Raw genomic sequence first — 12,645 nt, forward strand, 5'->3', positions numbered from 1 at the left:
GGCCAAAACCCAGCGCAGTCGGGGCCAACGGGGTCAAGCCCCTAGCGGATTCAATGTAAGTCGCCATCGAACTACTGAGCCAGGAACCTTTGTCAGGCTTCCACTTGCCCATCCAACACGTCAAAATACGATTTTGACGTGCCTACAGGATGTTCAATGCAGACGATCATCGTTCGCTATTTTGAAACTGTGATCGACCCAGCATCAGGCCGTGAAGTGCCTAACCTGCTGGGAACTGAATCCTACGAAGATATTCGCGAAGCACTCATCCCCGGCCTACCCACCCCGCGCCCAGGTAAGAAGGCCCCCCCGATCTTCGTCACTAAGTGCTTTTCTACCTCCCAGCACCATCGTTGGGAATTGGTATCGGTAACCAGTACGCCCGCGAACGGCGTAGCACCGGCTATTTTTACGATTTTTATCAGGCCGGTAGACGTTTCCAGCGAGGTTTTCCTTTACCAGACGCTCAAGAAGGACAAAAACCAGACGCTGAAGAGACTGCTATGGCCTGGAACATTGGTTGAGGTCGATTATGGCTTTGTCCAGCACACTGGGCGGACTGACGCGAGCACAAAGACTAATAAGCGTTACTGCGACACGCTTCTTGCTGGCGAGATGTACAAGCGTCGATTGGCTGTAGTGGTGAAGGTTGTGTCGCCAAACCTTGTTCAGGTTGCTCCTGTGACATCCGTCACTCCATCGCCGGATGACAAATCGATCTTCCAGATATCTCAGGCCACGCTGGATAAAATGCCGCGCTATAAATTTAGTGGCAAGTCCAGCTATGTCCTGTGCGGCAGAGCAGAATCCGTTTCTATTCAGCGTCTTTTGCCTCCATTGAGCTACGGAACGAGCATCCCCATTCGCAACGTGCGCTACACGGTTAAGCTGGCGCGGAGCGAAGAGAAGCTTTTCAAAGAGGCTCTGCTGCACGCTGTGGGTGCTACCAACTATGTCCCCTACCACCAGTTCCTTCAGGAGCAGATCAAAGCTGATCAGCTCCAGCAGGATGTTGACCGCCTCAATCGGGAGCTGGAGGCGTCCATAGCTGCCCTGGACGCGGTCACCACAGCGGGCAACCTCGCAAAACGTTGGGCATCAGAGTGGGAGCTGGACTATGATGAAGGCCTTGAGGTTCAGCGAGAGTTGGATCGCGCCTGAGTCGAGCAACGTTAAATTGAAGTCCTGTCAATCTGGTTGACACGCGTGGCACCTTTTCTATATAATTTGCCCACATGGTCGAGCTAAGAGTGCAGGACTCCACCTCGGCGACACGGCTAATACCGTCTCCTGTGAAAGTAAAATGTTCAAAGAAACCGCCCCTCAAAGGCGGTTTTTTTGTGCCCATCGTTTAGTGCTCGGAGCCCTGAGATGGAGGGTTACTCTTGAGTCCGGTTTTGCGCCAACGCCTTAGTGGTGGTGCTTCTGCCGGTCGTGGGCAGGATGCCCCGCTGATGGCGAGGCAGCCTCTGTTTACCAGCCCAAAATTTCTTCGACCCGTTCGGTGAGCTCTGCCCGGTCGGTAACCTTGCTCAGATCATCGCTATGAAGTGCATTTTCGGCAGCATGGACATGTACAAGCTTCTCTTTGCCGTGCTTGTTCATAAGCTGCTCCAAGAAATAAAGGACTTCGTAGCCTTCGTCCTTGTCTACCTGCTGACGATCTTTAATACCTGCATAAGGCGAGTCGCCTTCATCTCGAGTCCAAGTATAGGTATAGACATCGGTTTGAAGGTTTGAGCGTTTGAGTATTACAGCCATGTGAACTCCATTTGCGTGATACAGCTGATGTGGAATTGAGCGCTCCGTGCATCCAAAGGCCCCGCCTGGTAGGCGAGCATGATGGTGCTTGGGCGAGCTAATCGTGCCCCAGCTTTTGCGTAGTGTCACGGGATTAGTGGCTTCTTGCTATTGCGCTTAATTACATGGCGCGTCCCTGATGCAAATGAGCCGTGCTAGCGCTTGAGTGAGTTTCTATGTGGCTATAGGAAGTTGGTCAAAAAGCAGGGAGTTGGCATGTTCAGTTTGCGCTTCGAGGTTTGCTCAATTGCGGTTACCAGTTTGTGGCCACCGAGCACGCCGACAGATGTACTCATCTACCGTGATGGCTTGGCGCATAGACATCAGGCGACTGGAGCACGCTTCCTGGCTATCTCAAAATCTTCGTCCCTCAAACGCTGCAGTTCCAGCAACTCTGCTTCGTACTCCTCGATTGTCAGATCCACTTTCAATCTGGTCAATAGTTCTCGTTGCTTGCGGTCGAAAAGCTCCATGGCAGTAGTCAGAAGGACTGAGGAAACAGTTTTTGCATACCCAGCGATTTCCTTGAACGCCATATGGATGTAATGTTCCACCGATTCGGGGGATTTGTGCCCAGTCCACATCATAACCTCGGCAATAAAGCTACGGACATCAAGCAGAGCCTGCCTGAACTGGTCGGAATTCTGGATCTCGTGCTCTTTTATCAACATCACGAATCGTTTCGTGATGAAGGCATGTCTAAACATATGAGGTGAAATTTTTTCCTTAATTCCTGCGACTATCTTAAGGGTTGAAATCTCTGAAGTGATCGTATCGGGTACCAGCCCTTGTCCGGTAGTTTCACCGATGAGAAGAAATCCCTCATCGTGTACACCCTTTAGCTTCTTGAAAACCTGCCGTCGCTGCATGTCAATGAACTTCTTAATGTCGTTAAGAAGCATTTTGTGGACAGGAATGTACCGTATTCTTCCATCGCCCTGTTTCCAGGTTTCTAGCCGCAACATTGGATCGGTCATCTCTAATGCATTTATGATGTCTTGAACCTTAATGCGTGAAATTTCGCCCCTTCTTGCTCCTGTATGCTCGAGTAGTTGAAGCATGACCTTTCTTCTTTGTTTAATAAATCGCGAGGATTTTGCCGAGTCTACTGCATTGCTGAGACGTCTGATGTTTTCATCGGTTATGGGGAAGACAGAGCGAGTTCTACCACCAAGGCTGAGAGAGTGGTGATGCACATAGCTTCTCTTAATATTACGACCGTTACGGTATTGTATTGTAAAGGATTCATGCGTGATGCGTATTGTTCCACCAGTAGATACGAATTCCGGATTGTTGTTCATGCGACCTACGAACTCGAGGAAGTTTAAGCATCTACGTCCAATTGCTAGAATGGTCGGTTCAGTCCTCTTCTTGGATGCAGGATATATTGGTGAGGTTTCTTTCCTTAAAGAGTCAATGAATTGTGTGAAACTAGAATCGGTTAGCTGAATGAAGTCTGTTTTTGAATGGAAGCAAAAACGGATTAGTTGCGAAATTTTCGAGGCATACTCTCCTAGTGAACCACCTTTGGATCCTCTTGAGGATAAACCAAGATTTCCTCCGCGACCTGCTCGCTCCAATAATGAAAGGATGTATTGGTTGGCCGGTAAGCAAGGAGATCCATTAGGCCATGTAATAAATGGAATGTTGTCAAATTGATAGGTTTCTAACTTGTCCAATGCCATGTGTGAATATAAGGTTAGGCCATCTAAGAGATAGGTTAGCTGGCATGAGGTATCTTTACTCATTACCTATAATCCTCAAGTTTAACCACCGGGTTTTCGCTTGGGGTAGGTAGGCTATTAAAGGGCGGTGCATTCAATGAGGTTATGGCCGCCAAGGCCCTTATCGATTCGCTTGCCCGATGCGCTCGTAGCCCAGCGTTAGGAGCATCTCGTACGCTCTTGATATCATCCAGTGCGCGCCCGAGGGCCTGTAACAGAACAAAATTGGTTCTTTGGTGCATGGCGAGTTTGGATTCGAGCTCCTCGACCCTCATGGATAAGCCTACTTTAGTTCGCTTATTGGAGCGCTGAGCTTTGCGTTCGGCGAGTTCAAGTGCTTCCAAGGCAGCTTGCCTTAGTCTGTTGAGGCCATTAAACCCTGTGGGTAAAATTTTTTCAGCATAGGTCTTCAGGGTATTAAGACTCACCGGTACAGTGGTTTTGATTGAACCTTCGATTTCAAAGCTAATTCTCATAGCGGCAGTTGAGCTTTGGTTCTTAAGCGCTGGTATAAGAGCCTTATCACTCTTAAAAGCGTCCGGATTTCTATGGATCCGCAGGAGGCACTCAACCAGCGTATTGAATGCCTCAGTATTACGTTGAATACGTGTGTCCATCTTGCTCATGGCTGAATTTCCTTGATCTTTACCACTAAGCGAAATTTTTGACCGTGCGGGCCTTCAAAAAAATCGGGCTCAATTTCAATTGTGCCTTTCTCCATAAGGTCTGCCAAATAGTCTTCCAGCTCCTCAGCATCAACGACAGTGAAATCATAAGTTTGATACTTGGCTTTTAAAAGATCGGCTAAGTTCTGGTAGTTTTCCGCATGTCCATTATGGATGTCTTCCGCAATATATTGAACTTTGGCACCTTTCAGAGTAACCCCATCAACAGTCTCTGTGATGTAGTTCCATATGTGTGTGGCGTCTACATGCCCGAGCATCCATTGTAAAGTTTCCAGCCCGCCGAAACTGCTGGAGTGAAAAAATAGCAATGCGAAGAAACGACGGAGTTGATGCTGTCGAATATAATAGCGTTGGCCCTGCTCATTATTCAAGGTTTCAAAGTAGTCGCAAAACAGATCGAGGTTTTGATTGTAGGTATAAGTCGATAATTGAGATAAGGTGACATCACCATGGATCGAGGGGCTGCAAAATAGTTCTTGCATTTCTTGGATGAACCCAAGGCGCTTGAGTATCTTTTGCATCCTGATCAAGTTCTTGATCATGTTTACCGCGATGGGTTCTATTGGACGTGCTTCTGTTTGACGTGTCCCAAAGAGCCGATAAGTGCTTTTCCTGTTTTGAAAGATAAGCCATTGAAAGCTGGTATCCAGGCAGTTAGACGCATGCAGGTCTCGGAGCTCTCCAACGCGGCGCCCCATAAGTGCGCCAACGACCAATTGAACACAGCCAGTGTATATTTTGACAAGCTCAATCAATCCCCGGTTACAACGCAAGCGCCTAAAGTATTCTGTATTTTCACCTCGGGTATTTTGTGTATAGGGAGTATCCACACTCCTGCGCGAAAGCCCAAGGTTCTCAACTCCGAGAAGCTTAAGTTCTTCAGACATTATTTTTCTGAAAACTGGGTCTGTTAGTTTGCTAAGGCTGATTCCCTGTTTTCGGCAGTAGATAGCGACTCGACACCATCCATCAATAACATTGCGCCCATGCTTTAAATGGAATTCTATAGCGTCTTTTACCGCGCTAAATACAACGGAAGCAGGTAGAGTTCTGTGCCGCCCTAACTCCTGGAATTTTATTGAGAGATTTTTTATATGAATCAGGTCAGTCTCTGAAGGTGCAGGCAGGCCGATCTCATGAAGGATGCCCAATCCGTAAATAGCCTTTTTGTAATCCGCAAGAGCGCTTTGGCCAATCAGTTCGCTCCCGCCAGTGGTGACAGGAACTGGCGGGAATTCTCGCTTGAAATCATCTTTCCTAGGAATGGTCAATATTTCTAAGATAGGCTTGTCAGCAGTACAGCCCTTTAAGGTGTTTGCATAAATTACTTTGGATAGTGTAGCTGAGTTAGGTACATATCCCTTTTCAGTGGAAAATCTATAGACTCCATTGATGTGAAGGGCTGCTCTTACTTTAGGGATGAGCTCCAGGGGGATCTCGAGCGTGTTGTTATCGTGCTGGCTAGGCGTAATCTCGGAAATTTCAGGCCATTCCGTGATGATTTTTTGGATGGCGACAGGATCTGCTTTAATAAGTAGCTCAAGGCAATGAAGAGACAACCGCTTAGACCACCCATAAACTGCTTCTGCCGCATTGCTGCTCGATGCTATTTCAGTCAGGATGGTCTTTAAATTATCCCGTCCCAGACCTCCCAGGCCAAACTTGGCTAATTTGAAGTGCTTTGAGTTTAGGAGAAGTGCGTCGATGATGTGAAGGGTGGCGGCGAAAATTGATGGAGCTTGTCCGGCTTTGATTTTGCTTGTCGTAACTATCTCTGAAACTGAACCCGTCAGAAAATATTTTAATCCAAGTAACAGATCGTTATGTTTTTGATCGGTCAGCCGGCTTCCGTCTTCAAGCTCGACATTCCAGTCAATCAGCTTAGATTTTTTGAATCCAAAACTGTACTCCCACTGGTTCTCATAAAAGTCGCTAAGTAGCCAGTCAGCTTTTAGCAGTCTTTCCGCAGAGTGCAAAAATAATGGTTTAAGAAAGTCGAGTTCAGGCGGCAGATTCATAGATCACCTTTTCCATGTAGGCAGGATTGCGATGTACCAACGCTGTGGATAAATGCTCCTTTAGAAGACCATCATTACCCTGCTCGATATCGAAAGTGATCAAGCTAGAAATTTGTGCCCAGTATTTAGCTCGCCCAGAAATTTTGTTAGGCATAGGGGATTGGTTTACTGCCTGTTCCAATGAGAGCAATGCAGTCATGATGCCGACATCAATCGAAATATAAATGTGATCTTTGGTGGCAACAGTGGGCTTTATATTTTCCTGCTCAGGTGTTTGAAGGTACGCAGGGATGTCTTTGAGGGCATGGTTTTTCAAAAATGAATGTAGCTCATCCATATTGGTAAAATTTGTTGCCTCAAGAAGATAGGGACTATTTTTCATAGCCTCACATATGAAGCCGCGCTGGAAAATCCGGATCCAGCGTGTTTGAAAGAACCCGAGCAGCGCTTCGGGCAAATATCTTCCTAGTAGAAGTGAGTCATAACGAGCGTGCCCCAGGGCTTTGGCCATTTCAGTTACATCTTTTGTTTTTAAATACACAGCAACGCCGCAAGATGCTCGCAGAGAAGCCAGCGAAACACGCTCAAGGTAGTCTTGAATTCCACATCCCATCAAATGCTCATAGGGCGCGAATTGAGATTGAAGACCTGCGAGCAGGCTATCTGATCCTGCTAGCTTGGATCGGTTCCAGCGAGGAAACCTAGCGCTTGAAGGTTTTGAGAATGCACCTCCGCAAGTTAGGAACAGCTCCTTCCAAGCAGGATTACCCTGCTCGCGTAGGAAATTACGCAAAGGCTCAGTAATCTCGATAATTTCTTCCACCCACCTTTGAGATAGCGAGTTGAGACTGATAACCTGTTCGCTAAGTTTTTTCCCCCGCCGATCCTTGTAGCCTACTAAATTAGCACCAGTTTCGGTTTTTACGAATCCGATGTAATCCCCATTGTCATCACAGAGAATAAGTTTCTCTAAGAAACTTCCAGTTATCTCAGGGTGTTCCGTGACCAATAGGATCTGATATGGGTATAGTTTTTCACTGGTAGGTAGGCCCAGGATTTCGGCAGTTTCCGCTCGGTTTCCGCCTCCAAATCTTGCATCAAGATAAGCCTTCCCAGTTCGGAATCCATCTCTTTCGAACGTAGCACAGATATTTGCATATCCTATTTCTGCTATGCTCTTTAGGGATGACCCTCCTTCTAATGGTGTGCCAAGCTTTGCCATTTCCTTTCGGCTTTGCGCAGCTTTAATGAGAGCGCTAGTTTGAACTACAGCCCAGTTGGTCGTAATCGATATGTCAGTGTCAATACGTTTAAAGAGTAATTCAATTGCTTCTTCATCGGTCAAAAACAGCGGAACCGGCGTAATAAGCTTTTCATGGATTATAACGCCGTTATCTCGTATTGTTTTGTGAGTTCCAGCGCCAAAAGTAGTTCTCGACTTTGGCTTCGGTAGATGACCTCGATAGGGAGTCGCCCATACACCTGTATCAATAAATAGAGCCTCGCAGTTTGAGATTAGCTGGCCCCATGTAAGGATCTGGGAGTTCATGTCTTTTTTATCATTGTAAGCAGTAATGAAAAAATCCTTCATAAAAGCAAGGAAGAATTCATTGATTTTCTGAGGATGTTGGAAGGTAGCAGCTGGCCAGTCTTTGGCATTTGCGGAAAGAAAGCGTGCCATTTTGTTCAGGTCTGTATAGCTAGGGCGTGCTTGCTTTCTGTAGAACATTTCCCAGTGCTGATAGAAGTCTTCAGTAAACTCCTTTCCATGACTTTCCCAAAGGCAGGGGAAATCTAGGAAATGCTCTGTTTCTTTAGATGATTCGATCCTCCAACCATTCCAGTATCGGAGTCTCTCTGCATTGAATTTACCTCGAGTTTGCTCCCAAGCTCGGTCGTTCTCCGCCCAGCTCTCATCGTCGTAACCTATATGCTCCAATGCCGGAACAGAGGCCCGCATTGCGTTGTGCATAGCAGTGAACATACGGATCTTGGCTCTTCGCGCCGCCCACTCATTCCCTACAAAGGATGTGGACTTGAGGGCGCCAAGGAAGCCTCTGACTAAACCTGTGTAGCTGGGACTCGACAGACCCACGTAGCTGACTTGAACGCCGAGAAGGTCGCAGTAGCACTCGAATAGTCTCAGTGCAACTATGAACGACTTTGATAGCGTCCGAGCTGTCGCCTCCATGAGGCTTACGACCTCTGGTGCAAGGACACGAAATGGATAAGAGGCCAAGGAGTTCGTGTTCTTGATGGTTGTCAACAGGTAATACTCTTTGTTTTGGCCTGAAACCGGCATTTTAGAGGGGCTGAGATGATTTTTACATGAATGTGCAATAGTTCAAATTTTTGAGCGCAGCCTCGACGCCGATCTGGCGCTGGCCCTGAGCCTTAACGGTCGCGAGTTGTTTCGCGACGAGCAGCCGCTGAAAATCCTGCTGATGTCCGCCACCCTTGAAGGCGAACGCCTGGCCGGCCTGCTGGATGACGCGCCGATCCTGCGCAGTGAGGGGCGCATGTTCCCGGTGCAGATGCGCTGGGGCCGGCCGTACCAGGCCGGGGAGTTTATCGAGCCGCGCGTGGTGCAGACCATCCTCGAAGCCCTGCATGACGAAACCGGCAGCGTGCTGGTGTTTTTGCCGGGGCAGGCGGAGATTCGCCGGGTCAACCAGCAACTGGCCGAGGCCTTGGGTGATCGCCCTGACGTGCTGCTGTGCCCCCTGCATGGCGAGCTGGACCTCAACGCCCAGCGCGCCGCCATCGACCCGGCGCCGGCCGGCAAGCGCAAAGTGGTGCTGGCCACCAACATCGCCGAGACCAGCCTGACCATCAACGGCGTACGCGTGGTGATCGACGCCGGGCTGGCGCGGGTGCCGCGTTTCGACCCCGGCAGCGGCATGACCCGCCTCGACACCCAGCGCATCTCCCGCGCCAGCGCCACCCAACGCGCCGGCCGGGCAGGGCGGTTGGAGCCGGGGGTGTGTTACCGATTGTGGTCCGAAGACCAGCACGACGGTCTGGCCGCTTATGGCAGCGCGGAAATCCTCGCCGCCGACCTGGCGGGGCTGGCCTTGCAACTGGCCCGTTGGGGCGTGACGCCCAACCAGTTGGTGTGGCTGGACGTACCACCGACTGCCGCGTATGCCCAGGCTCAGGATCTGTTGCAACGCCTCGGCGCATTGAGCGAAGAAAACCTCACCGCCCATGGCCAGAAGATGGCCGAGTTGCCCGCTCACCCGCGTATTGCCCATCTGTTATTGCGTGGCCAGGACTTGGGGCTGGCCGCCACGGCCTGTGACGTCGCGGCTCTGTTGGGCGAGCGCGATATCCTGCGCGGCGGCGGTGCCGATTTACACAGCCGCCTGGCGCTGATGTCTGGTGAAGAGCGTGCGCGAGGTACCCAAGGTGGCGTGCAGCGCGCCAAGCAACTGGCCCGGCAATACCGTGGCTACCTGCGCGGCAAGGCGACCCAGCCGGTGGACAACCCCGACCACCCGCGCTGGCTCGGCGCCTTGCTGGCACTGGCCTACCCGGACCGCGTCGCCCAGCAACGCCGCCCCGGTGGCGCTGAATACCGCCTGGCCAATGGCCGAGCGGCGCTGTTTGCCGAAGCCGACAGCCTGATGAAACAACCCTGGCTGGTGATCGCCGACCTGGGCAGCCGCCAGGGCCAGCGTGAAGAGCGCATCTACCTGGCGGCGGATTTTGACCCGGCGCTGTTCGACACAGTGCTGGCCGAGCAAGTGCGCAACGTCGACCAACTCGACTGGGACGAGCGTGAAGGCGTGTTGCGTGCCGAGCGCCAGCGCAAAGTCGGCGAACTGGTACTCAGCCGCGAACCGCTGACCGGCCTCGACGAATCCGCCCGCAGCCAGGCGCTGGTCAACCTGGTGCGCCGCAAAGGCCTGGAACTGCTGCCCTGGACCCCGGAACTGCGCCAATGGCAAGCCCGTGTGATGTTGCTGCGCCAGCTGGATGCGGGCAAAACCAGCGAGTGGCCCGACCTCAGCGACAAGGCCCTGCTCGCCAGCCTGGAGCATTGGCTGATGCCTTACCTGGGCAAGGTCTCGCGCCTCAGCCATTTTGCCAACCTGGATATCTCCAGCTACCTGCACAACCTGCTGCCCTGGCCTTTGCCCCAACGCCTGGAAGAGCTCGCGCCGCAGCATGTGAAAGTGCCGTCGGGCTCCTCAGTGCGCCTGGACTACAGCGAACAGCCGCCGATCCTGGCGGTGCGCTTGCAGGAATTGTTTGGGCTGGCAGACACCCCGCGTATCGCCGGCGGGCGCCTGGCCGTGAAGTTGCACTTGCTGTCCCCGGCGCGTCGGCCGGTGCAGGTCACGCAGGACCTGGCGAACTTCTGGCGCAGTACCTACGCCGAGGTGAAGAAGGATCTCAAGGGGCGGTACCCCAAGCATTACTGGCCGGATGACCCGTTGGTGGCCGAAGCGACAGCCCGAATCAAGCCGCGTAAGTAAGCGCGATGCAGTTCAAATGTGGGAGCTGGCTTGCCTGCGATCGCATCGCTGCGGTGTCACTGAAAGACCGCATCGGCGGCATCGCAGGCAAGCCAGCTCCCACAAAAGAATAATGATGTGGGTTATTGCGCGGCAGGCAGCAGGTAGCGGGCGATAACCGGTAGATGGTTGGAAATGCGCAACGTGTCCTCCTGCCTCACCTTCGCCTCCACCCGCTTGATGCGCGGGCTGTAGAACAGGTAATCCAAGGTGCGATCCGGCCTGTCCAGGCTCGGGTCATTGGGGAAGTGCGTCAGCCATTTCTCACGATCAATCCCGCTGGATTCGCTATTGCGCGGGATCATCGGGTACTTGTCCCACAGCAGGTGCAACTCGCTGTCCGGCGAATACTGCCCGCGCTTAGCTGCGTCCAGGCGCAGGTATTGGCCCAGTGGCAGCAGGTTGAAATCCCCGCCGATCAACCAGGGCGTGCCCCGGCCTTCGAATTTATCCAGCAGTTTGGCTGTGGCTTGCACCTGTTGTTGCGCGGCCGAGCGGCCAGGTGCGCCGCCGTCCAGGCGTGTATTGAGCACCGCCAGTTGGCCGCCATCGCTCAAGGGCAGGTAAGTCAGCAGCAACGCAGGTTTAGGCTGGAACTGCCGACTGATGAAGTTGGCTTCGGCGGCCGGCAGTTGCAGGCGCTCGGCGTGTTCGATCTGGTAGCGGCTGAGCGTAGCGAGCTTGCGCCCCACGCTACCGAAGATGTGCAGGCTGGGCACAAAGTCGGCTTTCCAGTCGAAGGCCTGGGCGCTGCACGGGTAGAGGTCCACCAGACGCTCCTGCAACAGCGCGAGCTGGTCCTGATAGTGGGAAGGCTTGGCGCCTTCGTCGACTTCCTGCAACAGCAGGACGTCAGGCTGTTCGTCGCGAATCACCCGCGCCACTTCGTCGAGGCTGAACGCCATGTCTTCGACGGTGGGGCGATCGTCCGGGCCGCTGCCGTCCGGGGTGTCGTACCAGAACACGTAGTTCTTGCCGGCCAGGTATTGCACATTCCAGGTCATGACCTTGAGCGCCTGCCCCGGCAACAGCGTCGGCGCGCGGGGTGCCACGCAGCTGACGGGCAGGGTCTCTTTGTCGGCAGGGCGCCAGGTCAGGCTGTAGATCAGCGCGGCCAGCAGGCCGGCGATGATCAACAGGCTCAACAGGGTGATGCGCAATAAACGGGTCATCGGCTCGGCTTATATGCGTGTCAGAAGAGCCACGGAGCATATCACCGCACGTCGGCGTCGCCACCGATCAGCATGAATAAACGGAACAACACCACGCTGGTAAACAGTTGCAGGAAGCTGTGGGCGCTGTCCATCAGCAGCCCCAGCAACGGCGCCGGCTCAGGGTACGCCGCTACGCTGGCGCCCTTGAGCAGCCACAACGGCGTCATCACGCACAGCAGGCACACCAGGATGCGCCAGAAATGCCCACGGGTCAGGCGCAGGCTTTCTTTCATCGCCGCCAACGCCGGCATGCCGCGCAATACCAGCAGGTATTCGGCAAACGCCAACACCACCATCAGCCACAAGCCCGGCAGGAAATACAGCGACAGCCCCAGCAAAATCAGCAAGGTGCTCATGGCCGTCAGCAGGGCAAAACGCGGCCACAGGCTCAAGGCCATGGCCCACACATCCTTGGTGCGCGGCGACTCGCCCCGGGTGCGGGCGTCGAGAAACAGGATCAAGGCGCCGGTGTACAGCGGGTACACCAACAAACCCACGACCACGCTGTAGCCGGGAAACGCATCCGGGCCCAGCGTGTGGTCCAGCACCTGTTGCAGCAAGGCTTCGAGGATCACCAAGGGCAGGCACAGCTGGACGATGGCGCCCAGGTTGCGCTGGGTAAAACGGAAAGAGTCGCGCAAAACGTCTAACGGATTCATCAGGGTCATCACAGGCCTGGAAGC

Annotated in this window: 8 protein-coding genes and 1 pseudogene; 2 read left to right on the top strand and 7 right to left on the bottom strand. The window is 52.8% G+C overall.

From position 1 onward, the window contains the following. Window positions 1-156: 156 nt before the first annotated feature. Window positions 157-1,161, top strand: coding sequence for a hypothetical protein (locus QK296_RS07845; RefSeq protein WP_282390776.1), 1,005 nt, complete (start codon window positions 157-159; stop codon window positions 1,159-1,161). Window positions 1,162-1,473: 312 nt separating this feature from the next. Here QK296_RS07845 and QK296_RS07850 read toward each other — a convergent pair whose 3' ends face one another. The 5 genes from QK296_RS07850 to QK296_RS07870 form a co-directional block, all read right to left on the bottom strand. After that, window positions 1,474-1,761 carry a hypothetical protein gene (locus QK296_RS07850; protein ID WP_282390777.1) on the bottom strand — a complete coding sequence of 96 codons (288 nt, stop codon included), beginning with the start codon at window positions 1,759-1,761 and terminating at the stop codon, window positions 1,474-1,476. A gap of 362 nt (window positions 1,762-2,123) precedes the next feature. Next, entirely contained in the window at window positions 2,124-3,548 is a 1,425-nt protein-coding gene (locus QK296_RS07855) for a site-specific integrase (RefSeq protein ID WP_282390778.1), read from the bottom strand. After that, complete coding sequence (locus QK296_RS07860) at window positions 3,548-4,150, bottom strand: hypothetical protein (protein WP_282390779.1); 603 nt, start codon at window positions 4,148-4,150, stop codon at window positions 3,548-3,550. The genes QK296_RS07855 and QK296_RS07860 overlap by 1 nt, the downstream gene beginning before the upstream one ends. Continuing rightward, window positions 4,147-6,228 (bottom strand): integrase, encoded by a 2,082-nt coding sequence (locus QK296_RS07865; RefSeq protein ID WP_282390780.1) that lies wholly within the window; start codon window positions 6,226-6,228, stop codon window positions 4,147-4,149. The genes QK296_RS07860 and QK296_RS07865 overlap by 4 nt, the downstream gene beginning before the upstream one ends. Continuing rightward, window positions 6,212-8,212, bottom strand: coding sequence for a hypothetical protein (locus QK296_RS07870; RefSeq protein WP_156356817.1), 2,001 nt, complete (start codon window positions 8,210-8,212; stop codon window positions 6,212-6,214). Before QK296_RS07870 ends, QK296_RS07865 begins: the two co-directional genes overlap by 17 nt. A gap of 370 nt (window positions 8,213-8,582) precedes the next feature. Here QK296_RS07870 and hrpB point away from each other — a divergent pair. Further along, window positions 8,583-10,709 (top strand): annotated as a pseudogene (gene hrpB, locus QK296_RS07875) (ATP-dependent helicase HrpB); the annotation flags it as partial. A 122-nt stretch (window positions 10,710-10,831) separates the two neighbouring features. On the opposite strand, the gene QK296_RS07880 reads toward hrpB, so the two are convergent. Next, a complete protein-coding gene (locus QK296_RS07880; RefSeq protein ID WP_282390781.1) occupies window positions 10,832-11,920 on the bottom strand; it encodes an endonuclease/exonuclease/phosphatase family protein in 1,089 nt (362 codons plus the stop codon). A 41-nt stretch (window positions 11,921-11,961) separates the two neighbouring features. After that, entirely contained in the window at window positions 11,962-12,621 is a 660-nt protein-coding gene (locus QK296_RS07885) for a YciC family protein (RefSeq protein WP_034133780.1), read from the bottom strand. Window positions 12,622-12,645 lie beyond the last annotated feature (24 nt).

The organism is Pseudomonas sp. AL10 (assembly GCF_029960685.1).
In the GTDB taxonomy this organism is placed as follows: Bacteria; Pseudomonadota; Gammaproteobacteria; order Pseudomonadales; family Pseudomonadaceae; genus Aquipseudomonas; species Aquipseudomonas lactis.